General features: G+C 50.3%; 24 protein-coding genes and 1 tRNA gene. 13 read left to right on the forward strand and 12 right to left on the reverse strand.

From position 1 onward, the window contains the following. Positions 1–61: 61 nt before the first annotated feature. Entirely contained in the window at positions 62–421 is a 360-nt protein-coding gene (locus JNC80_RS07020; protein WP_075654887.1) for a hypothetical protein, read from the reverse strand. 356 nt (positions 422–777) lie between these two features. Beyond that, positions 778–1275 carry a thioredoxin-dependent thiol peroxidase gene (bcp, locus tag JNC80_RS07025; protein ID WP_075654888.1) on the reverse strand — a complete coding sequence of 166 codons (498 nt, stop codon included), beginning with the start codon at positions 1273–1275 and terminating at the stop codon, positions 778–780. A gap of 382 nt (positions 1276–1657) precedes the next feature. Here bcp and JNC80_RS07030 point away from each other — a divergent pair, with 382 nt between their 5' ends. Beyond that, positions 1658–5299: a YhdP family protein gene (locus JNC80_RS07030; protein WP_376709864.1), complete on the forward strand. Its 3642-nt coding sequence runs from the start codon at positions 1658–1660 to the stop codon at positions 5297–5299. 74 nt (positions 5300–5373) lie between these two features. Here the strand turns inward: JNC80_RS07030 and tyrS are convergent, their stop codons facing one another. Beyond that, a complete protein-coding gene (gene tyrS, locus JNC80_RS07035; RefSeq protein WP_376709865.1) occupies positions 5374–6627 on the reverse strand; it encodes a tyrosine--tRNA ligase in 1254 nt (417 codons plus the stop codon). 251 nt (positions 6628–6878) lie between these two features. Here tyrS and JNC80_RS07040 point away from each other — a divergent pair, with 251 nt between their 5' ends. After that, the gene (locus tag JNC80_RS07040) at positions 6879–8000 is read left to right on the forward strand and encodes an anhydro-N-acetylmuramic acid kinase (protein WP_376709866.1); all 1122 of its coding nucleotides are present in this window, start codon (positions 6879–6881) and stop codon (positions 7998–8000) included. A 42-nt stretch (positions 8001–8042) separates the two neighbouring features. On the opposite strand, the gene JNC80_RS07045 is transcribed toward JNC80_RS07040, so the two are convergent. Next, positions 8043–8717 carry an alpha/beta hydrolase gene (locus JNC80_RS07045; RefSeq protein WP_022711445.1) on the reverse strand — a complete coding sequence of 225 codons (675 nt, stop codon included), beginning with the start codon at positions 8715–8717 and terminating at the stop codon, positions 8043–8045. A 287-nt stretch (positions 8718–9004) separates the two neighbouring features. Here JNC80_RS07045 and JNC80_RS07050 point away from each other — a divergent pair, with 287 nt between their 5' ends. The 6 genes from JNC80_RS07050 (at position 9005) to JNC80_RS07075 (ending at position 15879) form a co-directional block, all read left to right on the forward strand. After that, a complete protein-coding gene (locus tag JNC80_RS07050; protein WP_376709867.1) occupies positions 9005–10213 on the forward strand; it encodes a cysteine desulfurase family protein in 1209 nt (402 codons plus the stop codon). Between the two features lie 222 nt (positions 10214–10435). Beyond that, a complete protein-coding gene (sufB, locus tag JNC80_RS07055) occupies positions 10436–11959 on the forward strand; it encodes a Fe-S cluster assembly protein SufB (protein ID WP_376709868.1) in 1524 nt (507 codons plus the stop codon). Between the two features lie 90 nt (positions 11960–12049). Next, a complete protein-coding gene (gene sufC / locus JNC80_RS07060) occupies positions 12050–12805 on the forward strand; it encodes a Fe-S cluster assembly ATPase SufC (protein ID WP_022711442.1) in 756 nt (251 codons plus the stop codon). 8 nt (positions 12806–12813) lie between these two features. Then, entirely contained in the window at positions 12814–14091 is a 1278-nt protein-coding gene (gene sufD / locus JNC80_RS07065; protein ID WP_376709869.1) for a Fe-S cluster assembly protein SufD, read from the forward strand. 130 nt (positions 14092–14221) lie between these two features. Further along, the gene (locus JNC80_RS07070) at positions 14222–15466 is read left to right on the forward strand and encodes a cysteine desulfurase (protein ID WP_376709870.1); all 1245 of its coding nucleotides are present in this window, start codon (positions 14222–14224) and stop codon (positions 15464–15466) included. Positions 15467–15471: 5 nt separating this feature from the next. Further along, positions 15472–15879 carry an SUF system Fe-S cluster assembly protein gene (locus JNC80_RS07075; RefSeq protein WP_139316353.1) on the forward strand — a complete coding sequence of 136 codons (408 nt, stop codon included), beginning with the start codon at positions 15472–15474 and terminating at the stop codon, positions 15877–15879. Between the two features lie 33 nt (positions 15880–15912). Here the strand turns inward: JNC80_RS07075 and JNC80_RS07080 are convergent, their stop codons facing one another. Next, a complete protein-coding gene (locus JNC80_RS07080; protein WP_376709871.1) occupies positions 15913–16407 on the reverse strand; it encodes an RrF2 family transcriptional regulator in 495 nt (164 codons plus the stop codon). An 86-nt stretch (positions 16408–16493) separates the two neighbouring features. Between JNC80_RS07080 and JNC80_RS07085 the strand changes: the two genes are divergently transcribed. Then, positions 16494–16940: a carboxymuconolactone decarboxylase family protein gene (locus JNC80_RS07085; RefSeq protein ID WP_376709872.1), complete on the forward strand. Its 447-nt coding sequence runs from the start codon at positions 16494–16496 to the stop codon at positions 16938–16940. Between the two features lie 54 nt (positions 16941–16994). Here the strand turns inward: JNC80_RS07085 and JNC80_RS07090 are convergent, their stop codons facing one another. Then, a complete protein-coding gene (locus JNC80_RS07090; protein WP_376709873.1) occupies positions 16995–17849 on the reverse strand; it encodes a cell envelope integrity TolA family protein in 855 nt (284 codons plus the stop codon). 311 nt (positions 17850–18160) lie between these two features. On the opposite strand from JNC80_RS07090, the gene sufA reads away from it, so the two are divergent. Next, complete coding sequence (sufA, locus tag JNC80_RS07095) at positions 18161–18541, forward strand: Fe-S cluster assembly scaffold SufA (RefSeq protein WP_075654899.1); 381 nt, start codon at positions 18161–18163, stop codon at positions 18539–18541. 56 nt (positions 18542–18597) lie between these two features. Here the strand turns inward: sufA and JNC80_RS07100 are convergent, their stop codons facing one another. Then, positions 18598–20133 (reverse strand): DEAD/DEAH box helicase, encoded by a 1536-nt coding sequence (locus JNC80_RS07100; RefSeq protein WP_151159060.1) that lies wholly within the window; start codon positions 20131–20133, stop codon positions 18598–18600. A gap of 371 nt (positions 20134–20504) precedes the next feature. After that, complete coding sequence (locus JNC80_RS07105; protein ID WP_022711433.1) at positions 20505–21278, reverse strand: NAD kinase; 774 nt, start codon at positions 21276–21278, stop codon at positions 20505–20507. A 141-nt stretch (positions 21279–21419) separates the two neighbouring features. Between JNC80_RS07105 and JNC80_RS07110 the strand changes: the two genes are divergently transcribed. Then, positions 21420–21495, forward strand: a tRNA-Thr gene (locus tag JNC80_RS07110). Between the two features lie 262 nt (positions 21496–21757). Here JNC80_RS07110 and JNC80_RS07115 read toward each other — a convergent pair. Next, complete coding sequence (locus JNC80_RS07115; RefSeq protein WP_376709874.1) at positions 21758–22069, reverse strand: hypothetical protein; 312 nt, start codon at positions 22067–22069, stop codon at positions 21758–21760. A 288-nt stretch (positions 22070–22357) separates the two neighbouring features. Between JNC80_RS07115 and JNC80_RS07120 the strand changes: the two genes are divergently transcribed. Continuing rightward, positions 22358–22579, forward strand: a complete 222-nt coding sequence (locus JNC80_RS07120; RefSeq protein ID WP_139316355.1) for a hypothetical protein — start codon at positions 22358–22360, stop codon at positions 22577–22579. A 142-nt stretch (positions 22580–22721) separates the two neighbouring features. On the opposite strand, the gene JNC80_RS07125 is transcribed toward JNC80_RS07120, so the two are convergent. Then, positions 22722–22922, reverse strand: a complete 201-nt coding sequence (locus JNC80_RS07125) for a hypothetical protein (RefSeq protein ID WP_376709875.1) — start codon at positions 22920–22922, stop codon at positions 22722–22724. An 89-nt stretch (positions 22923–23011) separates the two neighbouring features. Next, the gene (locus JNC80_RS07130; protein ID WP_376709876.1) at positions 23012–23932 is read right to left on the reverse strand and encodes a DMT family transporter; all 921 of its coding nucleotides are present in this window, start codon (positions 23930–23932) and stop codon (positions 23012–23014) included. A gap of 117 nt (positions 23933–24049) precedes the next feature. Between JNC80_RS07130 and gcvA the strand changes: the two genes are divergently transcribed. After that, the gene (gene gcvA, locus JNC80_RS07135) at positions 24050–24952 is read left to right on the forward strand and encodes a transcriptional regulator GcvA (RefSeq protein WP_376709877.1); all 903 of its coding nucleotides are present in this window, start codon (positions 24050–24052) and stop codon (positions 24950–24952) included. A gap of 255 nt (positions 24953–25207) precedes the next feature. Here the strand turns inward: gcvA and JNC80_RS07140 are convergent. Beyond that, positions 25208–25369 (reverse strand): porin (locus JNC80_RS07140; protein WP_376709908.1); only part of this gene is annotated, 162 nt, incomplete at its 5' end.

Raw genomic sequence — 25369 nt, forward strand, 5'->3', positions numbered from 1 at the left:
TTGATTAAATGAAAAAAAGCCGCCGGTGAGATGATCTTACCGGCGGCTTTTTTATGATCGGTTATTTCGGAACCGGGCCGGTGATGAAAGGATCAATTCCGGCAAAACTGGCAGCGGTGTTCAGATCAACCACGCCTTCGTGGAATCTGGCATCATAAATCTGATCCGGCAGTGGCGGCATCGGCTGGGCGGCGACACTCTTCTCAGATTTCAGCATGGTCAGGGATGTGTCAGGCAGCGGAGCCTGAGCCGGTAGAACAGAGGCAGCCAAAGCACCGGCAATCAGCACACCTGCACTCACACCATAGCCGATGAGTCCGGCAAGCAGAAAATTGCCTGCGCGGGACGGCAAACGCAGTCGCGCAACCGATGCGGAGAGTGGTGAGAGATAACGGGTCATGATCTTACCTGTGACTGACATAGTCTTATCCCGTAAAGCCTGCTATTCGTTCTGCTTTTCATCAAAGAAAAGCAGCTCTGTGATATTATCTCAGACAGATTTGCGGGTTTTGTATGGCAGAATGAGCTGCCTTTACTGCCTTGCAATTACCGTCTGAGCGGATCACTTGCAGAGCGGTTCTAGTAAAGTTGAAGCGTAGAACCGCTCTGTCTTATCTTTATTTCGCATTATCCAACGCAAAACCGGTTCCCACTTTTGCTGGAAATGCTGCAACTATAACAAACTGTGCGGACGGGTAAAACTATTCTGGACTGTTGCGCAGATCATACACCGTAACAGAGTTAATAAAGGGTTTCCGTGCCGGATTTTTTCGGTCTTCAACCGAGTTTACGGGCGGCTTCAAGCACAGCCTCGGCATGACCGGCAACTTTTACCTTGCGCCAGACCTGTGCGATTTTTCCGTCTTTGCCGATCAGGAAGGTGGAGCGCTCAATGCCCATATATTTGCGACCATACATGCTCTTTTCTACCCATACACCATAAGCATTGCTCAGAGCTTTTTCTTCATCAGCAAGAAGCTCAATGGTAAGATCATGTTTATCGATAAATTTGTCATGCTTGCGTACGCTGTCAGGGGATACGCCGATAATACTGACATTGATGGCATTAAATTCCGGTTTCAATGCGCTGAAGTCAATTGCCTCGCGGGTGCAGCCGCTGGTGTCGTCTTTCGGATAAAAATACAGCACATAGGCTTTGCCCTGAAGAGCGGCAGATGAGAGCATGTCATCACCGTTTTTAGGCAGGGAAAATGCCGGAGCCGGATCACCTGCCTGCAAAGCAATTGCGGCAACATTATCTGTCGGGTTGGTCATAAGTGCGCCTTTCTTCATCCTTATGGGAGCAAGGACTGAGCGTGTTACGTTTCATCTGATCCACGATACTGCTCTGCCTGTTATTCATGTGAATGGTTGAGGATGTGTTCTACAATGATTCTGCACGAGGATTAATGTTGTGCCGGATAATAGAAAAACTCAAAGCATCCGGTGTCATTTTCCCGGGGGTAGGTGATTTGATTTATTTCCGCGACTTGTAATCATGTGTTGTTTCTGAAATTTTGTCAGTTAATCAGGGCTTTGAAATAACGATTCATCAATGACAGCAATCTGATCTGTTTTATATTGATGAGAAATGACAGAATTTCTTTTGAAAATTATGCAGTTCAGGTGCAGCCAATCCGGATAGTGATTTAAGTTTTTGAAAGAAAAACCAAGAAAAATCCGCTTTAACAAGCGTGACATACAGCATCTTGATCAGTATCCGTCATCCGGTGCGGGGCCTGAGAATAAAGCTGTGCTGAAAGACTGCCCTGATTATAAGACCGGCTTACACAACAGAGCGGCCCGCAAGGCCGCGCGCAGAAAGCGCAAAGGCTTTATTGCGAAGTGCTGGCGTGCTTTCATCTCTGTCAGTTTCGCTTTGATTGTTTTGGCCGGTATCGGTTTTCTCGTACTGCGTACCGGTATCAGCAGCGATATGTTGCGCGATGAAGCACAGCAAAGATTGCAGGAAATCTTAGGGCCTGATGCCGGTGTGTCGATCAGCAAAGCGCAGGTTTCGCTGGACGGTAACAGACATCTGGCAATTGAAGCGCGTGATGTTGCTCTGAACAGCCGCATTCAGGATGTGTCCGTAGAAAAGCTGGGCGTTGTCAGGCTGGGGCTGGCACCTTTGCCGCTGTTGACCGGCTCTGTTCAGGTTGCCCAGATTGAAATCGGCGATGCTTTAATCCGTCTGCAAGAGGGGGAAACCAAGCCGAAGCCTTTTATCCGTTTGCCGTTTAATGACAGGGGACTGGTCGATTTTGATCAGCTGTCACGTGAAGTCTTTGCCGGTATCGATCAGACACTGGCACTGCTGGATATGCGCGGCACAAAAGCAATTGCATTGCACGATGTGACATTTGCTTTTCGCGCGATGGAGAAAGATCAGGAAATCCTGATCCGTAATGCGCAGGTCAGGCAGAACGGGCAGAAAGTTACGCTGGATGCCGAATTTGTCTGGCAGGGCAAAAGCACGGCATTGCAGGCGGAAATGATCCGTTCCGATGATCCCGCACATGCTTCTAACTTCTCTCTAACGCTGGATAATATTCCGGTCAGTCTTGGCTCGCCGGAAGAGGTCATGCCGCAAATGGGCAATGACCGGCCAAATCCGGCTTATTTTCATGTGAACAGCACGGCATCACTGGCTTTAACCGGACAGGCCTCTACTGAGGTGCAAAAGGAAACCCTCTCCGGCAAGCTGACGCTTGATGATGCTGTCGTGGATATGGGGCGTGAGCGCGGCATCAAAGGCAATATGGCACTGTCTTTTGAGCATATCGCCGGGGGTGAAAAGCTTGAGATTAAGGCGCTTGATCTCAATCTTGGCGGCTTGTCCACGGTGCTTGAAGGTGCATTCGGGGTAGAGCCGGTTGCTGAAACGGAAACGGCCGCGCAAAAAATCCGCGAACAGGCAGCGCGTATTGCGAGTGGTGAAATGTCAGCTGCAGGGCAGCAAACAGACACTCTGCCTGTTTTGAAGAGTGCACGATCTGCGATCGCGCAAACGGAAACCGATATTGCGGAGAAACCGGCTTACCGTTTTGAGCTTGTATCCAGAAAAGCCGTCAGTGCGCCGGAAAATTCTGCCGAAGCGCCTTTGCCATTCGGCGTGAAGATTGCCGGTCGTCTGATGCAGAATGCCAGCCGCGTTGACTTCAATGATCTGAATGTCAAAACAGATTCCGGTGAGCTTTACGGGCAGGGGCGCATGATCTTTGGTTATGGCTCTCCGGCGATGATTTTTATGCTGCGCATACCGGGTATGCCGGTGGCACAGGCCAAGCAGCTCTGGCCGCTCAATGTGGCTGACGGCGCGCGCGACTGGGTGCTGAAAAATCTGTTCGGCGGTCATATGACCGAAGGCCGGATTGATATTGCACTGCCTGCCGGTCACTTCAACGGACCGGGACTGCCGCCGGATTTGACGGAATCCGATATCAAGGCTGATTTCAGGGTTGAAGGCACACGTTTTGACGTGATCGGTGAGATACCGCCGGTGCGTGATGCAACAGGCACGATTGCGGTGCGCGGTGCGCATACAACCATCAAGCTTGAAAAAGGCACGGCCTTTACACCGGTTAATCGTCAGATCAATGTGGATGGCGGAACATTATTTGTGCCTTGGGGACGTCAGCGTCCGGTGATTGCGGATCTTGATCTGGATCTCAGCGGTGAGGCACCGGCGATCACAGAGCTTGTTGGCTATAAGCCGATCAATGCCTTGCGCAAACTGCCTTTCAGCGCTGAAGATCTCAGCGGCAATGTGAATGCGAAAGTAAAAGTGGCGTTTTCGGTTACCAAGGATGCACCAAAGGATAGTCTGAAATGGCAGGCTGATCTGGCTTTCAGCGATGTGACTTTGAAGAAACCGTTTAACGGTCAGAATGTGACGCAGGCCAAAGGCAATCTGAGCGTCAATGATGATGTGGCTAAAATCGATGCGACTGCACGGCTGAATAATATTCCGGCCAAGCTGGCACTGGTTGAGCCGTTGGCGGATACAAATATCAAGCGTCAGCAAAATATCCGGCTGGAGCTGGATGATAAAACGCGTGAGACTTATTATCCGGGGCTGAATGATATTTTTAAAGGCCCGCTGACGCTGGATCTGGGCGAGGAACAGGGCGAGATGCGCAAAATCTCCGCTGATCTCGGAAAAACACAGGTCAATCTGCCATGGCTCGGCTGGAAAAAAGGTACAGGCATTCCTGCGAAGCTGACAATGGATATGAAGCTGCCGAAGGAAGGCAAAGGGCCGGTACTGGTTCGTAACTTTGTCTTTGACGGCACCGGTTTTCATGTCAGCGGTGATCTGACGCTTGAAAATAATGAATTGCAGAGTGCAAATATCCGCAAGCTCAATCTGACGCGCAATGATGATCTCAGCCTTGAAGTGCGCAAATCCGGTAATGGCTTCCGTGCGGATGTTCGTGGTACGGCTTTTGATGCGCGGGCGCTGATCCAGCAGGCGGTTTCAGGCAATACGGATGAAAAGAAAGCCGGTCAAAGCAAAAACGGGGTGATGCCGCGCATTGTCGTCAATGCACAGATTGATGATGTGAAAGGGTTCTATGATGAGAGCCTGCGCAATGTCACCGTGTCTTATGAAACAGCAGGGGCGAAAGTCTCCGGCGTGTCACTGAATGCGGTGACAGGAAATGGCGCACAGGTCAGCGCGACATCCAGCAATCAGAAAGGTGCCAGTTCTGTGGCGCTGAGCTCGGCTAATGCCGGAGCGGTGCTGCGCTTCTTTGATTTTTACGACAAGATGCGCGGTGGCAGAATTACCGTTAATCTGACCTCGCAGGGCACGGGGCCCCTTTATGGCGCTATTGATGCTCGTGATTTCTCGGTCATTAATGAGCCGCGTCTGGATAAGCTGGTTTCTACCAGTTCCAATGGCGGCAAGAGCCTCAATCAGGCCGTGCGCGGTAATATTGATGTGACGCGGGTCGACTTTGAACGCGGCTATTCGCAGATTGAAAAGGGCTCCGGTTATCTGACTCTGAAGAACGGTGTTGTTCGCGGCCCGCTGATCGGTGCGACTTTTCAGGGCATTCTCTACGACCGAAACGGCAATATGGCGGTTACCGGCACATTCATGCCTGCCTATGGTCTGAACCGTTTATTTGGTGAAGTGCCGGTGCTGGGCGCAATTCTCGGCAATGGCCGCGATCGTGGTCTGATCGGGATTACCTATAAGCTGGCAGGCAATGCCAAGCAGCCGAATATTATCGTCAATCCGATTTCTGCGATTGCGCCGGGGATTTTCCGCTCAATCTTCGAATTCTAATCGGGTTTTGAAATTTGATAATAAAAAAGCGCGGATTACTCCGCGCTTTTTTGATTTCTCGTGATGAGAACTGCTTATTCCGGACGAACCAGAATGTGCTTTTTCTTACCCAGCGACAGCTTGATGATACCGTCTTCGGTTACGTCACCGGCAGTGATACCAGCGCGTTCATCCTGAACAGCCACATCATTGATACGCACAGCACCGCCCTGAATATGACGGCGTGCTTCACCGTTAGATGATGCTAGGCCAGCTTTAACCAGCAGAGCCTGAATACCGAGACCGGCAACCAGTTCGTCTTTGGCAATGCTCAGGCTTGGCAGGTTGTCAGAAATTGCACCTTCTTCAAAAGTTTTACGTGCAGTTTCCGCAGCCTGTTCCGCAGCTTCACGGCCGTGGAGCATTGCAGTGATTTCGGTGGCCAGAATCTTCTTGGTTTCGTTGATTTCCGAGCCGCCAAGTGCTGCCAGACGCGCAATCTCATCCATAGGCATGGTGGTGTAGAGCTTGAGGAAGCGTTCTACGTCGGCATCTTCAGTATTACGCCAGTACTGCCAGAAGTCGTAAGCGCTCAGCATGTCAGCATTGAGCCAGACAGCGCCATTGAGCGACTTGCCCATTTTCGCACCGGAAGAGGTGGTCAGCAGCGGCGAAGTCAGCGCGTAGAGCTGCGGTGTACCCATGCGGTGACCGAGATCAATACCATTAATGATATTGCCCCATTGGTCGGAGCCGCCCATCTGCAGGCGCATATCGTAGCGCTTGCTGAGTTCAACAAAGTCATAAGCCTGAAGGATCATGTAGTTGAATTCAAGGAAGGACAGTGACTGTTCACGATCAAGGCGGGTTTTAACCGAGTCAAAGGACAGCATGCGGTTGACGGAGAAATGACGGCCGACATCACGCAGGAACTCAAGATAGTTGAGACCTGCCAGCCAGTCGGCATTATTGACCATCAGCGCGTCGGTTTTGCCTTCGCCGAAAGTGAGGTAATTGGTGAAAACCTTTTTGATACCGGCAATATTGTCGGCAATGGTTTCAACCGTCATCAGCTTGCGGGCTTCTTCTTTAAATGACGGATCACCGACCATACCGGTGCCGCCGCCCATCAGCGCAACCGGACGATGACCGGTTTTCTGCATCCAGTGCAGCATCATGATCTGAATGAGGCCGCCCGCATGCAGACTGGATGCTGTCGGGTCGAAGCCAATATACGCAGTCACAGTTTCCTTGGTGAAGAGTTCATCCAGACCTGATTCATCGGAGACCTGATGAATAAAGCCACGTTCGGAAAGTGTGCGTAGAAAATCGGACTTAAAGCCGGACATTGATTTTTCCTGTCTGACAAAGGATTGTGATATGGGAAGACCCCAGAGAGCAGGCCGTGAATATTATTCCGGTGACTGACACAATCCAGCGTTTAACATTATTGCAGGGCAAATCACAATAAAGGTGTGACATCGTAAAAGGCGATTTTATCGCAAATTGCTGTCGTTTTGTGCCGTTTGTGTGGTTTATGTAACCTGCTTGTACCTGCCAACTGTACAAAACCGGAAATATTGAAAGCGGAAAGACAAAGATGACTGCACTCTATCGCGCACTCGGATTGATGAGCGGCACCTCTATGGATGGCATTGATCTGGCGCTGATCAAAACAGACGGTGAGCAGGTGGTTGAGCGCATTGCTGCGGGTAGCATGAATTATTCCGATGCGTTTCGTGCCCGTTTGAAACAGGGGCTTGTCGATGCCCGAAGCATCACGCAGCGTGATGAGCGAATTGGTATTCTTGAAAAACTTGAGCATGATCTGACATTGCTGCATGCGGTGGCGGTGCAGGATTTTCTGTTTGCCAATGGTCTGAATGCGGATGATGTTGATGTCATCGGCTTTCACGGGCAGACAGTGCTGCATCGCCCTGATGATGCGCTGACCGTGCAGATCGGTGACGGCGCATTGCTGGCACAGGAAGCCGGTATTGATGTGGTTTATGATATGCGCGCTGAGGATATGCGCCATTGCGGGCAGGGCGCGCCGCTGATCCCCGCTTATCATGCGGCCTTAGCATATAATCTGGAGCAGCAGCTGGATATGCCGGTTGTCTTCGTCAATATTGGTGGGATTTCCAATCTGACCTATGTCGATGAGACAGGGCGGCTGGCAGCTTTTGACAGTGGTCCCGGCAATATGCTGATCGACCAGTGGGTGGAACTGCACGGGCAGGGCAGTTTTGATGCCGGTGGTGCACTGGCATTGAGTGGTGCTGTAAATACCGAGTTGGCCGCGCATTATCTGGGCAATGCATTTTTCACCGGTAATCAGCGCCGCTCACTGGATCGCGGGGACTTTGCTGTGCCTTCAATCGGTGTTGTATCGGTTGAGGATGGTGCCCGTACATTGGCCTATGTCGCGGCGGCTTCGATCCTGCAATCAGCGTCCCATCTGCCGCAGAAGCCTCGCAGTTATGTTGTGAGTGGCGGCGGACGTAAGAACGCGGCAATTATGGCTGAACTCTCTGCCTTGGTGCAAGCTGAAGGTGCAGTTGTGCTTGATGCTGATACAGCAGGGCTGGACGGTGATTCCATGGAAGCCGAGGCTTGGGGCTATCTGGCTGTGCGTAGTTTGAAAGGCTTGCCGCTGACTTATCCCTCAACAACCGGTTGCGACAAGCCGGTGAGTGGCGGTGTGTTGGTAAGGGCATAAATAAAAAAGACCGGCGATTAGCCGGTCTTTTGCTTTTGTCGATTAGCGCAAGCGCTTCTGGCGGACTTCTGTCAGCTCACCCATCAGGCGGCGATCCAGATATTCTGAACATTCCGCAATCAGCTCATCACCCATGCCGGAAAAGAAGTGATTGGCACCGGCCATAGTGTTCTGCGTGATGGTGATACCCTTCTGGGTTTTCAGCTTGTCAACCAGAACCTGCACATCTTTAGGTGGTGCAACCTTGTCCTGATCGCCATGAATGATCAGGCCCGATGAAGGGCAAGGTGCGAGGAACGAGAAATCATAAGTGTTCGGCTGCGGCGCAATCGACATGAAACCTTCGATTTCCGGACGGCGCATCAGCAACTGCATACCAATCCACGCACCGAAAGAATAACCGGCAACCCAGCAGGTTTTGGAATCAGGATGCAGCGACTGCACCCAATCCAGTGCGCTTGCCGCATCGGACAATTCACCCGCGCCGTGATCAAACTCACCCTGACTACGTCCGATTCCGCGGAAGTTAAACCGCAGAGTCGTGAAATTGCGGCTCTGGAACATGTAAAACAGATCATAAACGATCTTGTTATTCATGGTGCCGCCGAATTGCGGATGCGGGTGCAGGATGATGGCGATTGGTGCATTCTTCTCGCTTGAAGGCTGATAACGCCCTTCAAGGCGACCCGCAGGACCATTAAAGATGACTTCTGGCATATGTACTCCGCTATAACCGCCGGGTTGCGTGACCAAATGGCTGGTTCGCAACACAAGTGTCGTATTTGTTATTTATAAGCCTGATTGTTACCAATCATGACTTTACGGCTTAAATTCTGAGCAAATCCTTGACTGTTTCGCTCATAAATCTTACAACCGACTTTAGAATCTTTCAAAACTGGAGGGTGTAAAAAAACACTCATGCAGCTTAATAGTCTGCTCTGGTTTGAAATTTCAAGATAATTGCGCGTTTAACGCAAATATGGTGCTTCGCGAAAGAGTCTGCAATGCCAAAGCCGCGTATCTATTTCGATTATAATGCCAGTGCGCCGCTGAGTGAAGCCGCGCGCGAGGCTGTGGCCGCGGCATTGAATGTGACAGGTAATCCGTCTTCTGTGCATCAGGAAGGCCGTGCAGCGCGTGCGCTGGTTGAATCAGCACGACGTGACGTGGCCGCCCTTTGCGGTGCGAAGCCGGATCATGTGTTTTTCACCTCCGGTGCAACCGAAGCAGCAAACACATTGCTGACTCCGCTTTATAAGATGGGGCGCTCGGAACTGCGCCTGTCGCATCTTTATGTTTCGGCCACTGAGCATCCGTGCATGTTGTCCGGCGGGCGTTTCGCTGCGGAAAACATGACTGTGCTGCCGGTTGATCATCAGGGCATTGTTGATCTTGATGTGCTGGAACAGGCGTTAAAAGCGCATGATAAATCCAAAGGCCTGCCGCTGGTGGCAATCCAATGGGCGAATAATGAAACCGGTGTTATTCAGCCGGTAGCGAAAATCGGTGCGCTGGTAAAAGCTGCCGGTGGTTTCTTCATTGTGGATGCCGTGCAGGCTGCAGGGCGCATCGCGCTTGATATTGCTTCTGCGGACTATCTCATTCTCTCTTCCCACAAAATCGGCGGCCCTAAAGGTGTTGGTGCTGTGGTAGCTATCTCTGATCTGGTTATGCCGTCTGCGCTGGTACGCGGTGGCGGACAGGAGAAAGGGCATCGTGCCGGTACTGAAGCCTTGCCGCTGATCGCCGGTTTTGGTGCAGCTGCACGCGAAGCTTTGGCAGCGCAGCAAGAGGGCAGCAATCTGCCGCGCTGGTCGGATGCAATCCGTACGGTAATCGAGAACGGTGTGCGCAAGCTGGCCGGTGATGTGCTGGTGCATGGTGATGCTGTGCCGCGCCTGCCGAATACGAGTTTTATTTCTTTGCCCGGCATGAAGGCCGAGACCATGCAGATCGCCTTTGATCTGGGCGGTATTGCACTTTCTGCCGGTTCGGCCTGTTCTTCCGGCAAGGTTGGCGCAAGCCATGTGCTGGCGGCGATGGGCTATGAGGATGAATGCGGTGCATTGCGCGTCTCGACAGAAAAGTCGGCGACAATGCAGGACGCGGAAGCATTTCTGACGATTTTCGAAAGACTGGTAGCCAGACGGGATCAGACTCGCAGTCCGGTTCAGGCACCGCTTTTGAGCGAATCGGAAAACAATGCCGCCTGAAAGGGCAGGTATTTCTGAATGGCCATTGTGGTTTTACGCACAGTAATGTGATGCAAAACCGGCCGGAGTTCGAAGTCTGGAGTAGTGCCTGTTTTTAACATGGCCAGCAATCAGACTTTTATAGCGCCCCAATGCGCACTATATGTTTATGACAGCAACATGATTGCTGCCATAACGTTTTTAACTGTCGGGCCTTGACCCTGACAAGGATGGAGAACGGCGATGCCTGCAGTGCAGGAAACGATCGATCAGGTCGCCACGCTTGACGTGGACCAGTACAAATATGGTTTTGAAACAACCATCGAAATGGATAAGGCTCCTAAGGGGCTGAACGAAGATATTATCCGTTTCATTTCTGCTAAAAAAGAAGAGCCGGAATGGATGCTGGAATGGCGTCTGGATGCTTACCGCCGCTGGCTCACTATGGAAGAGCCGAAATGGGCGCGTGTTGATTATCCGGAAATTGATTTTCAGGATATCCGCTATTATGCGGCTCCTAAAAATCAGACCGGCCCTAAGTCTCTGGATGAAGTTGATCCGGAACTGCTGCGTACCTATGAAAAGCTCGGAATTCCGCTGCGCGAGCAGGAAATTCTGGCCGGTGTGCGCAAACAGGGTGAACCGAGCGAGATTGACGGCAATCCGGCAGACAATGTCTATGCATCAGGCCGCGTGGCTGTTGATGCGGTGTTTGACAGTGTTTCCGTTGTCACCACTTTTAAGGCTGAGCTTGCCAAAGCCGGTGTGATTTTCTGCTCGATTTCGGAAGCTATTCGTGAGCATCCGGATCTGGTGAAGAAATATCTGGCTTCTGTTGTGCCGGTTTCGGACAATTATTACGCCACACTCAACTCCGCTGTCTTTACGGACGGATCATTCGTCTATGTACCAAAAGGCGTTCGTTGCCCGATGGAACTGTCGACCTATTTCCGTATCAACGAAAAAGACACCGGCCAGTTCGAGCGTACGCTGATTATTGCCGAAGAGGGCGCTTACGTGTCCTATCTGGAAGGCTGTACAGCACCGCAGCGTGATGAAAACCAGCTCCATGCAGCTGTTGTTGAGCTGATCGCGCTTGATGATGCCGAAATCAAATATTCCACAGTCCAGAACTGGTATCCGGGCGATAAGGAAGGCAAGGGCGGTATCTATAACTTCGTGACCAAGCGCGGCGATTGCCGTGGCGACCGTTCGAAGATTTCATGGACACAGGTCGAAACCGGCTCTGCGGTCACATGGAAATACCCGTCCTGTATTCTGCGCGGTGATGATTCACGCGGTGAGTTCTACTCGATTGCGGTATCCAACGGTTATCAGCAGATCGACAGCGGTACCAAGATGATCCATCTCGGTAAGAACACATCGAGCCGCATCATCTCCAAGGGTATTTCGGCAGGTAATTCCAACAATACCTATCGCGGTCAGGTTTCTGCCCATCGTAAAGCCACCAATGCCCGTAACTTCACCCAGTGTGACTCATTGCTGATCGGCAATGATTGCGGTGCGCATACTGTGCCTTATATCGAAGCGAAAAACTCGACTGCGCAGTTCGAGCATGAAGCAACAACCTCGAAAATCTCTGAAGACCAGCTGTTCTATGTGATGCAGCGCGGTATTCCGGAAGAAGAGGCGATTGCTCTGATCGTGAACGGCTTCGTTAAGGAAGTTATTCAGGAACTGCCGATGGAATTTGCCGTGGAAGCTCAGAAGCTTATCGGTATCTCGCTCGAAGGTTCGGTTGGTTAAACAGGGATGGCGGAGTGAGACTTCGCCCCTTTAACTAACATTCATTGATATTTTCGGATCCTGAGAGATCCGGTATAAAAGGTTACACTCATGTTAGAGATCATTAATCTGCACGCCAAAATCGCTGACACGGATACAGAGATCATCCGTGGTCTGAACCTCACTGTTAAAGCCGGTGAAGTGGCTGCGATCATGGGTCCGAACGGTTCGGGTAAATCCACGCTGTCTTACATTCTGGCCGGTCGTTCGGACTACGAAGTTACCTCCGGTGATATTCTGTATAACGGCGAAAGCATTCTGGAACTCGATCCTGCGGAACGTGCAGCCAAGGGCATCTTCCTTGCATTCCAGTATCCGCTGGAAATTCCAGGCGTTGCCACAATGGAATTCCTGAAAGTTGCGATGAATGCGCAGCGTAAGGCACGCGGTGAAGAAGAGCTGAAAATTCCTGAACTGCTGCGTCGCGTTAAGGAAGCTGCCGGCGGCCTGAACATGGATATGGCTATGCTGAAGCGTCCGCTCAATGTCGGTTTCTCCGGCGGTGAGAAGAAACGTGCGGAAATTCTGCAGATGCAGCTTCTGGAACCATCACTCTGCGTTCTCGACGAAACCGACTCCGGTCTGGACATTGATGCGCTGAAGATCGTTTCCGATGGTGTGAATGCTCTGCGTTCGCCTGACCGTGCTGTGATCGTGATCACCCACTATCAGCGTCTGCTTGAATATATTGTACCGGACAGTGTGCATGTTCTTTACAAAGGACAGGTTATCAAATCCGGCGATAAGAGCCTCGCTCTGCATCTGGAAGAAAACGGATACGCTGAAATCATCGGCGCAGCTGCTTAAAGAGAGGGATGAATATGAACGTCCATCTTCAGAAGGTCAGAACGCCGGCTGAGAGTGCATTGATTGATGCATTCGCTGTCCGCGTCGGTGATCTGCCGGGTGATACGGAAGTCGTAAGCGCCCGCGATAACGCACTGGAAGCTTTGAAAGTCAACGGTCTGCCTGGCCGTCGTATTGAAAGCTGGCACTATACAGATCTGCGCACATTGCTGCGCTCGGTTGCGCCGTTCGATGCGAATGTGAGCCATAAATCTGTTGCGCCGCTGCTCGACGGTTCTGCCGTGCTGACCGTTGCCAATGGTGTTGCGCAGAAGCCTGTGCAGATCGAAGGCGTACGCGTTGAAGCGATCCGCGATATTCTGGGACAGGGCATTGCTGCCCATACTCTGAAAACCCGTGGTGACGATGATGCGATCGGCCAGATCAACGCAGCCTATGCCAGCGATGGCTGGGGCCTGTCCGTTGCTGACGGTACCGAGCTGGAACAGGCTGTTGAGCTGCAGAATTTGCAGCCTTCCGGCCAGTCCCATGTGCGTTTTCCGGTTAAGATCGGCTCGAATGTCAAAGCGACATTTATCGAGCGCCAGATCGGCGGTGAAGCAGAAACTTTCGCAACCAGTATCGGTCATGTGACCATTGCTGATAATTCAGAGATCGTCTGGGTTATCGTGCGTGAGCATACGGATCTCTCCACGCAGTTGTCGCAGATCAATGTGACAATTGGTGAGAATTCCAAGCTGATCCTGTTCGTGATGAATGCCGGCGGCAAGCTGGTGCGTCAGGAAATCAATGTGGATGTAAAGGGCGAAGGCTCTGACTTCCAGCTGCGTACGCTCAACCTGCTTGGCGGCGAAACAGTGACTGACGTGACCATGAATGTTGGTCATCTCGTTGAAAACACCACCTCGACCGAGGTTGTGCGCAATGTGGTGACAGACAAAGCGCGCGGTATTTTTCAGGGCATGATCCGCGTTGCGCAGATCGCTCAGAAGACTGACGCGAAAATGGCCTGTAACACATTGCTGTTGTCAGATGACGCGGAATTTGCGGCCAAGCCTGAGCTGGAAATCTTTGCTGATGACGTGGCCTGCGGTCACGGTGCGACTGTGCGTGAGATTGAAAAGGATCACCTTTTCTATCTGATGGCGCGCGGTGTGCCTGAAAATGCAGCCCGTGGTCTGCTGGTCAAAGCCTTTATCGCAGAAGTTATCGAAGAGCTGGAAAACGAAATCCTCGTTGAAAAGCTTGAAGATATTTTGCAGAGCTGGCTCGAAAAGCACGCTTGATGATGTAAAAAGAGCGGGAAATTTCCCGCTCTTCTTCCCTGATATAGAGCACATGTTGCCTTATTGATTTTTGTGAGCACCTAGTGCTCTTGCCTGCTTTTTTGAGCACAAAGTGCTCAGGAGTACGATTATGAATCAATTATCGTCTGTACTGCAAAATTATGATGTTGAAGCAATCCGTCGTGATTTCCCGATCCTGTCGCGTGAAGTCTATGGCAAGCCGCTGATCTATCTCGATAATGGTGCCTCGGCACAGAAGCCGCAGGCGGTTATTGATGCGGTGACGAATGCCTATTCCAATGAATATGCCAATGTGCATCGCGGCCTGCATTACCTCTCTAATGCGACGACCGATGCCTATGAGCGTGCACGTGAAAAAGTGCGCAACTTTCTCAATGCCGGTTCTGTAGACGAGATTATCTTTACCAAATCGGCGACTGAGGCGATCAACACGGTTGCCTATGGTTATGGCATGCCAAAAATCGGTGAGGGCGATGAAATCCTGCTCACTATTCTTGAGCATCATTCCAATATCGTGCCTTGGCATTTCATCCGCGAGCGTCAGGGTGCCAAACTGGTATTCGCGCCGGTGGATGATGAAGGTGTGTTCCACCTTGATGAATTCGAGAAATGCATTACCCCGAAAACCAAACTGATTGCGCTGACCCATATGTCCAATGTGACGGGTACGGTTCTGCCGATTAAAAAGATCGTCGAACTTGCTCATGCGCGCGGCATTCCGGTGCTGGTGGATGGTTCGCAGGCTGCTGTGCATATGCCGGTGGATGTGCGTGATCTCGGTTGTGACTGGTATATTATGACCGGCCATAAACTCTATGGTCCGTCCGGTATCGGCGTGCTGTATGGCCGTATGGAAATGCTGGAACAGATGCGCCCGTTTATGGGTGGTGGTGAAATGATTGAAGAGGTAACCGTCGATAATGTTACCTATAATCATCCGCCGCATCGTTTTGAGGCCGGAACCCCGCCGATTGTGCAGGCTATTGGATTGGGCGCAGCGCTTGACTATATAGAGAGCATAGGTCGTGAGGCTATTGCTGCCCATGAGGCTGATCTGCGTCTCTATGCGCATGAGTCTTTGGCGAAAATTAACTCACTGCGTATTGTCGGCAATGCACCGGATAAAGGCGCGATCATTGCGTTTGAGATGCAGGGTATTCATGCCCATGATGTTTCAACTCTGATTGACCGTGCAGGAATTGCAGTGCGGGCAGGCACCCATTGTGCTCAGCCATTGCTGCAGCGCTTTGGAGTAACATCAACCTGCCGTGCTTCCTTCGCTATGTATAATACCCGCGCGGAAGTGGATGCTCTGGTTGCAGCGCTTGAAAAAGCAAGACAGTTTTTTGGATGATGAATATGGATACTAAACAGCAAGTGCCGGTCGCAGATGTGATCGCAGCAGATGAAGAAAACAGTGCTTCAAAAGTGTTTTCCGCTTCCGCAATTCCGGAAGAAGAATTGCTGCGCCTGACCGATGATATTATCGGCGCGCTGAAAACTGTCTATGATCCGGAAATTCCGGCAGATATTTATGAGCTCGGCCTGATCTATAAAGTTGATATTGAAGATGACCGTACCGTCAAAATCGATATGACATTGACTGCGCCTGGTTGCCCTGTTGCCGGTGAAATGCCGGGTTGGGTGGAAAATGCCGTTGGCGCGGTTGAGGGCGTTTCCCATGTGGAAGTGACCATGACCTTTGATCCGCCATGGACACCGGACCGTATGTCCGAAGAAGCTCAGGTTGCTGTGGGCTGGTACTGATTTTAAACGCTGCGGAAACGCAGCGTTTTTTATTTAGCGGGCATGTAAGCTAAGATAATCGGATACGAGTAACTTGCTGGAAGGGCTGATCTGCTGCTCGCCGTCCTGCATGAGATCGGCAATAGTCTGGCTGCGTAAAGCATCGCGCCAGAGCTGTTCAGCGGCCAGCATCCGCGATTTGATGAAACAATCTCTCTTATAGTTGCAGGAATCTTGCGATTTTCCCGGTGCGCGGCGGCGGATTTCCCTGCAAATAAAAGCCGGTTCTTTGCCGTCAATCGCTTCCACAATATCGAGCAATGTAATCTGTTGCGGAATATGTGCGAGCCGGTAGCCACCACGCGGCCCCGGAATAGCTATAATCACATCAGCAGCGGTGAGGGCACGCAGGTGCTTCAGCAGATAGCTCTCAGATACGCCGTGCAGCTCCGCCAGATGTTTCCCAGCCAGAACCTTATTCTCCGGTAGTCCTGACAATACGAGTGCGCAATGCAATGCCGCCTCAACACCGTCGCTCATTTTGCGCATATCACAACCTTGAGATTTGTTAATTTCCTATCGTCGATATAATATATCGATGATTCTCGGGCAAACTTTTATTTCGGACAAAACCTATGCAAAGCAGAATGAATATCGCGAAAATTACACCAGAGCTTTATCGGTCGATTAAGGTGCTGGACGCAGCCGTTGATGCAGCGGGGTTGGATAAGCGTCTGCTGCATCTGGTGAAAATCCGCGCTTCACAGATTAACGGCTGCTCCTATTGTACGGATATTCATGTCCGTGATGCTCATAAAGACGGTATGGATATGCAGACTTTATATATGACAAGCGCATGGCGTGAATCGCCGTGCTTTGATGCGCGTGACCGTGCTGTGCTGGAATGGACCGAACATCTCACGCGAGTTGCAGAACTTGGCGTGCCGGATGCTCTTTATGAGCGTGTGAAGGCACTGTTCTCCGAAGAAGAGATTGCCAAGCTGATTGTGGCTATTGGCATGATTAATTTGTGGAACCGGATTGGTGTCAGTACACAGCTCATTCATCCGCGTAAGCCATAAAACAAAAAGCCTGTCAGTGATGACAGGCTTTCCTACAGGTGATCGACAGAGGAGTTACGGAGCACCACATTCTTCCGGCACGCTTTTTTCAAGCGGCAGCGGTGATTTTGACAGCGTGCCTGCCATGATTGCCATTGGTTTGAATGGCGGCACTGCCTGCATGGCAGGATTGCTCATGCTGATCGTGTAGCAACCGGTATAAACCTGCGACTTACCTTCAGCGAGTTTGGATTCGATAGCAATCGGCACAGACCAATAGATCTGACCGGCACCCGGATCAGGTTCGCTGCTGCCGAGTTTAATGCTGACAGATTCTGTACCGGCATAGCCCTTGGCATATTTCTCAAAATCATCGCCTTGCTGGCCTTCAGCATAATAGCTGTAGGCACGCACATATTCTTTGCGGTTAATGGCATTGTAATAGGATTCCAGCAATTTCTGCGGTGTGCTGCGGTCATCCACATAATCGGGCAGAACCAAACCCTCAGCCACTTCTTTTGTGGCTTCAGGTGCCGGAGCATCGGGCTTGTCTGTGGCTTCTGTGGATTTTTTAGCGTCCGGCTTATCTGCAGGCACAGCATCTTCTTTCGGCTTTTCAGCTTCAGTTTTCTCCGCTTTCGCTTTCTCTACCTTGGCTTTTTCTTCCTCAGAATCTTTAGCTGCTGCTTCACCGGCCTTTTTCAGAGCATCGGGCTTTACCTTTTGCTGTGCTGCAGGCTTGTCTTTGGTTTCAGCTGTTCCTGCCGCCTTGGCATGAATCGCACTGCCGGTCAGCAAAGCTGCACCGATAATCGTGGTTCCAAGCAACCGCATGATAGTAAGGCGCTGTTGCTGAGCGCGACCCTGTGTGATGGCCAATGCAACGGGACGATGCGATGCGGGGTTATGACGGCTCTGCTGAATACCCATTAAAATCTCCGCTTAGCTGAGGCAAAGAACCTGAGATGCTCTTTTATTCGCAAAAGACTGCAAACAGATCATGGCAATTTTACGCGTTTTGCGAATTATTCATTTTATTCTTATGCGCTGTAAAGAACAGAAAATCTTGCGTTAAATGCAGGATCAGAGCGTTGCTTTACTTGCAGTCAGGACTGTGTGAGACTAGATAGAGTATCAGAGGTAAACTGGACAATCGGGGCTTAGTGCAGGATTTCAGGTTGGCCTCGCAAGTTGAAACTACATGGCCTTGAACCATGTAACAGATACAAGTGAGAAATTTTATGGGACGTTTTTCCATCATGACCCTGACCGACGCAGCAGCGGAACGCGTGCGCGAAATTCAGGCCTCTCATGAGGATGCTCTGGGTATCCGCGTGGGAGTGAAAAAGGGCGGCTGCGCCGGTATGGAATATACGATTGCGCTGGCTGAAGAAGCCAAAGCCGGTGATGACCTCATCGAGCATGAAGGTGCAAAAGTCTATGTGGCACCGGAAGCTGCGTTGTTTCTGCTCGGCACGCAGATGGATTTTGAAGTGACAACTCTGCGCACAGGTTTTGTTTTCAATAACCCGAACCAGACATCGGCCTGTGGCTGTGGTGAATCCGTTGAGCTGGCACCGGTTACTCAGGAAGCACTGGATGCTGCGCATCGCGCTGCCTGATTTTTAATCTGACTTACAGATAATAAAAAACCCACCATTCGGCGGGTTTTTCTTTTTTAAATATTGATCGGTATCAGCATGAAGGCCGGAATATCATCGCCGAAGCCCAGCGGTGACGGTTCATCGTCAAAATCACGGCGATGACGTTTATTCTGCTGGCCATTCTGGTTGTGGTTCTGGCGGCGATCTTCATGGCCGTTTTTGTGCGGAGCAGGGCGAACCGGTTCCGCTGTAACGGCAGTGCCGATGGAGACATTATCCGGCAGAACAGGCTGCGGCGCATTGAGCGCGGAAATGTCTGCCACGGCCTGAGGTGCTTCAGCAGTTTTTTCTTCTGCAACGCGTGGCTGTGCCTGTTTTTCCTTGTGATCTTTATCACGGGATTTCTTGCCGTTCTTACCACGGTTGTTGCGGCCGCGGCGACCGGTCTCTTCGGTCTCTTCCTGTGCAGGCAGAGTGGAGAGATCACCGTCCAGCCATTCAATCTTTTCGCCGATCATTTTTTCGATGGCATCAAGATATTTGGTATCTGCACCGGTGATGATCGAGAATGCCTTGCCCGAGCGGCCTGCACGACCGGTACGGCCGATGCGGTGGACATAATCTTCCGCATGGATCGGAATGTCATAGTTGAACACATGGCTGACATCCGGAATATCCAGACCACGGGCAGCCACATCGGAAGCCACCAAAAGCTGAAGATTGCCGTCTTTAAAATTGCTCAGCATGGTCATGCGCGCGCGCTGATCCATATCGCCATGGAGCGCACCGGCATTGAAGCCGTGCTTTACCAGCGAGCGGAACAGTTCTGACACATCCATTTTGCGGTTGCAGAAAATGATCGCATTTTTCAGATCATCGCCTTCAGCCTGAATAAGATCACGCAGCACTGCACGCTTATCCCAAGGTTTCTTAGCCGATTTAACCAGACGCTGGGTCACAGTTTTGGCAGTTGTTGATGCTTTGGCAACCTCAACGCGCGCCGGTGAATGCAGGAACTGCTCAGTCAGCTTGGTGATTTCCGCAGGCATGGTTGCCGAGAAGAACAGGGTCTGACGGGTGAAAGGGATCAGCTTGCAGATACGCTCGATATCAGGAATGAAACCCATATCCAGCATACGGTCTGCTTCGTCGATAACCAGAATTTCAACGCCGGTCAGCAGCAGTTTACCGCGCTCAAAATGATCGAGCAGACGACCAGGAGTAGCGATCAGCACATCAGCGCCGCGTTCCAGCTTGCGCTCCTGCTCATCAAAGGAGACACCGCCGATCAGCAGAGCAACGTTAATACGGTGATTAACACCGTATTTTACAAAATTCTCTTCAACCTGCGCTGCGAGTTCGCGGGTTGGTTCAAGAATGAGTGTGCGCGGCATACGTGCGCGTGCACGGCCTTTTTCAAGCAGATGCAGCATCGGCAATACAAAGGATGCTGTTTTGCCGGTACCGGTCTGGGCAATACCGAGAACGTCTTTACGTTCCAAGGCCTGAGGAATGGCGCCAGCCTGAATAGGAGTAGGGGTGGTGTAACCGGCGGCTTCTACCGCTGCCAGTATTTTCGGTGACAGACCGAGTTCTGCAAATGTCGTCAATGGAGGCGTAGCTCTCTTTTTGGAAGAAGCGCACTGGACCCGACCGGTAATGTCCGCATGACAACAGGACAGGAAAAGCGCTTATGTTTGCGCATTGCGTTAAAATTAATAAAGCCGTTACGGGGAACAGGCCAAAAAGTCAACAAAAATGCCGTTTTTGCTTCGATTTAGGTTGATATAATTGATATTCCGGCAGCCCACAACTGTATGATCTGCCAATAGAAGCATCGCATTGTTATAAAGCGATGCTGTTTATCTCTGTTTTATCAGTGGTTTTGCAGATCCGTGTATGACTAACTATGCGGTTTAGGCCGGATTTTTCTTGGCTTTCTGACTAATACGAGTTTTGTGCGCCAATAGGCGCACGGCGCTTAATAACGAAACTGCTCATTGAGGATGCGTTCATCCCATGTGTGCTCTTCATCAAAAAGCAGGGTGACGCGGTTTTGCGTATCTTCGCGCACGGTTACAGAAGTGACGGACTTTACTTCTGTATGATCCGCCACGGCATTGACCGGTCGCTTGTCGACTTCAAGAATATCCATCCGCACAGTCACTGATTTCGGCAGCAACGCACCGCGCCAGCGACGCGGACGGAAAGGACTGACGGGTGTCAGAGCCAGCAGCGGAGAGTCGAGCGGCAGGATTGGTCCCTGAGCGGAAAGATTGTAGGCGGTGGAGCCGGCAGGGGTAGCCACCATCAGTCCGTCGCAGATCAGTTCTTCCAGCCGTACCTTGTCATCAATGCTGATGCGGATTTTCGCTGCCTGGTAAGATTGGCGCAAAACTGACACTTCATTAATGGCCAGTGCTTTGACGGTGCCGCTCTCACGTGATTCAGTAATCATTTCAAGAGGGCGGATGGTTTCTGCATGAGCGGCTGCAACACGCTTGGGTAAGTCTTCCTCGTGATACTCATTCATAAGGAAACCGACCGAGCCGCGATTCATGCCGTAAATCGGGCGCTCGTGATTCATATGATCGTGCAAAGCCTGCAACATGACCCCGTCACCGCCAAGCACGATGAGGGCATCTGCTTCATCTGCAGGTGATTCACCATAACGATTGCGTAATGATTCCGCGGCCGAGACCGATTCCGGAGTGCCTGAAGTGATATAAAAGAATTTTTTATACGGGTATTTCATCAGTTTCTGCCGAAAAGCTGCATGATTGGATGAGGATTTGTAGCCTAAATGTGGATAAGAGGCAAAACATTGTTATTTTTTCTGCGTCTAAGCGATTTTCCGTTTTACAAACAAAAAGAATATGCTATCTAGCCGTCAGTTGCCCTTATAGCTCAGTTGGTAGAGCACCTGATTTGTAATCAGGGGGTCGGGAGTTCGAGTCTCTCTGGGGGCACCACTTACAATCTTCTCATTGTAATTGTTGTGCTTTTTCAACTAATCTCAGAATTGAGATTTGATAATACGAAGCATTTATAATCTTTTCCCACACATATTATCGCTTAATGCAAAGGCTATTCCTGCCATCTCTTTGGTAGCATGTTTGATGCTGTGTAATCATTGACTGACCGAAGGTTGATTCTCCGCTGTCAGGATTCGACTTCCTGTTCGCTATTGTCAGAGCGCTGGGGAGATTAAAATTATAGTTTTGAAAAGGCGGCTTAATGGCCGCTTTTTTTATGGACGAGCCAGAGATGTAATATCTGTAAGCCAATCATCACGATGCCCAGAAAAATAAGGGATTGAGTTGTTGACTGCTCATGCTCTGAAATACTGGTGACAATAAGTGCAGAGCTGATCACCGCAAAAATGGCAGGAAATGAAGCCAGTGCTATAACTCTCGGAGCTGACCAGTTAACCTGTCCGGAAAGACTCCATTGCATCGGAAGTCTATGCAGATGATGAAGTTTATTATTTGCTGCTATGGCAATTAAACTCATTACCAACAGAACGATAAACCCAGCAGCATACATTATCGACCTCGGATGTTGGGGGGATTTTACTTATTCGTTTTTATCATCGCTGTAATGTGTGAAGTTTTGGTGCGGATAGTGCCTGCTGCCAATCAGCATATCGGCTGAGAGGCTGAATTGCGTCTGACGGTTATAATTATCCGTTTACTGCTTAAGCCACCAGTCCAGAACGTTGTGTCCGTGTTCTAACCGTCGCTTATTGCGGGACTTTAATTGTGGCCTCAGAACTGGGATTTATTTCGTGCCAAACTACAATATTATTAATTTCGTATATTGGAGGGTGGATATATGAAGAAATCTATTATTGTCGTATTTTTAATAGCTTCAATGGCTACCGGATCAAGTCTCGGGGTCGCCAATGCTGGCCCGTGGTGTGATGCTGCCCGAGAACAACAAATTAAGCCGCCATCGGGAAATCCTGCAGTTGGAAACCCGTACAAGAGTGGGGAAGCCGGTGCAAATTGGGGCAGTTTTTTTGCTCAAGTGATTTTTTGCGCTTTTGATTTGTAGAATTAAAGAGACGTGCTGTTTAGTATATGAGCTTGCGAAACTTTACCCCGCTTCGGCGGGGTTTTTTATAATGTCGCTGGCATTTGTTGTGGCTGATGTGTCCGGTGTTGAGCGGACTCCTGAATTATTGCATCATTGCATATTATGGCTGCGTTGCCGGCTCAGTCGGGTTTGAGCACGGCTCTTGTCCTTTGAAGTTTTTGGACATGCAGGCGTAACGGTCAAAGCTTTTTCCTGAGTCCATTGCAGTTTTGCCCGCGCCGCAGGCCGTTAATGCGAGGGCGGCAATGAGCAGAGGAATAGCTCTTTTCATTTCAAAACAAGCTCTTATCAAAATTTTCATTCCTGTGCGGCGTGTTGCAATGTTCAGATAAGGAAATACATGGTGCGATTTTGGCAATTATACGTCGGCTGATTGATCGATACCTATATTTACCGTGCCTTTTTATTACGCATAGTGAGTGCGAGACCTGCCAATATAAGTGAGACACCGAGCAAAAATTGTAAGCCAATATCGTCACCGAACAGGATGGCTGAAGCAATGATCCCAAATACTGGCTGAAGATATTGAATGCTGGCTGCGACCGGTGCCGGTACATTCTTTAAAATACTGATCCATAAGAATAATCCGGCTACACTCACGATTAATCCAAGATATGCAGCCGCACCGAGTGAAACGGCTGTGAGTGTAAAGGGAGCCTGATAAGTTTCCCAGGCAGCAAGCGGGATCATTGCCAGTAGCCCGAAGAATGTGCTCCATGTTACGACCACGACTGTTCCATATTTAAGTGTCAGTTCAACACTCCAGACATAATAGAATGCAACCGCAATTGCCGAAATCTGTATCCAGACGGGTCCCGAAAACGTGGTGGCTATGTCAGGAGATGTGTTCTCAAATGCAACAACGACAATGCCAATAAACGCTGTAGCAACACCGCATATCTGAATAATCGTGATCGGCTGCTTTAACCGGTATGTTGCAAAGATCACAATAAACAAGGGAATGGTTGCGGAGAGAATGGTTCCGACTGATGCCGATGTACCATTTACACCTATTGTTTGTGCGACCTGTCCCAAACCAATGCCGATGATGCCAAGCATAGCAACGGTGGGAACTGCTTTCCACGGTAAAGGCTTTTTCCCGATTAACAGCAATAGCATAAACGGCACGGCGACTGCATAACGCAATGCGGTGAGTGTCAAAGGTGGTGTTGAGTTTAAACCCAGCTTGGTTGCCGGTATCGAGAGCCCCCACATCAGCGCCAGAAGCAACATTGCACCAAAGCTGACAAGCGTGACCGGCTTGTGAGAAATTGCCATATATGCAGTTTTGTTGCTTAAGGTTTGACTCATTGAGAAATCCTCAAAATAGCGCGAGCTTTTCTTAAGATTTACCGCTCTCTGCCTCTTGCAGACAAACCATTTATAATCACACTATGCGTGAGATTTTGTCATGTATGGGTGTAAAATATGGCAGGCCATCTTCCTCCGTTACAAACGCTTCGTGCTTTTGAGGCTGCGGGCAGGCGATTGAGTATGACGCTTGCTGCAGAAGAGCTGTGCGTCACGCACGGAGCCGTCAGCAGGCAGATCAAAGCTTTGGAAGATGATCTTGGTTGCAGGCTGTTTAAGCGCTTGACGCGGAAAATTGAGTTTACGGATGACGGGGCAAATTACTTTGCCGCAGTTACTCACTTGCTGTCGGAACTGGCGCGGGAGACTGAAAATATCCGGACTAGAAATACTGACGCAAAACTGGTCATCAATTGCAGTATTTCATTTGCGAGCAAATGGTTAGCGCAGCGTTTGCATCGCTTGATGAGCTGTTACCCCGATTACGATATCCATCTCGAGGTGAATGAAAATGCTGTCGATTTTAATGTTTCCTCCGCGCATGTCGTTTTACGTTACGGGAATGGCATATATCCCAATGCGGATAGTGAGCGCATCATGGACGAGACTGTAAGTCCGGTTTGTTCACCTGCTTATCGTGAGAAAACGGGAGATATAGCCACTGCCTCAGATTTGCTTTCCTGTAAATTGATACATGAAAACGGAATGAAAACAGACTGGCATCGTTGGTTTGAGCTCTTCGGGGTAAAAGGCGGTAATATACGCGGTGCCGGTTACAGTCATGGAAGTATGTCCATAGAGGCGGCAATCAGAGGTGAGGGCGTGGCGCTGGGACGCAGCGTACTTATTGCCGAGGATCTGGCCTCAGGCCGGCTGGTGGAACTGTTTCCTGCATTCCGTCTGGAAGTTGAGCATGGCTATGATCTTATTTACGCAAAAGGCAGTCGTGATCATCCGAAAGTTTGTGCATTCAGAGATTGGATGAATGAGGAAATCCGCCGGTTTAATATGCCTGAATAGCACTCTTATCCTCGGATAAGTGCTTGGCGTGCCAATCCTTTTCAATGAGAAGGATAATGCCGAAGGGCAGTTTATAAAAAGAGGCTGTAATATCTTATTGCGTTTAGAAAATAAAAACACGGCGAGATGTTTGATTTCCCGCCGTGTCCCGTGAGCGTAGCTGAATGGATAGTATTTTGATGACTGGAGGTCATAACCAAGTCTAGACTACGCTCTTAGGGAGATGCGTTATATTCATCCCCCTAATAAATTTTATTAGAACGAACGCTGGAAGCGGATCATACCACCGAATGCGCCTTCGCCACGAACGGCTGGAGCGTATTTGTCGGTGTCTTTCCATTTGGTGTAGGAAACTTCAGGAGTAATTGTGAAGCCTGGAACCAGCTGGTAAGCTACGTTTGCAGTGTAAGCCTGTTT

This window comes from Pseudochrobactrum lubricantis (genome assembly GCF_041929865.1).
In the GTDB taxonomy this organism is placed as follows: domain Bacteria; phylum Pseudomonadota; class Alphaproteobacteria; order Rhizobiales; family Rhizobiaceae; genus Pseudochrobactrum; species Pseudochrobactrum saccharolyticum.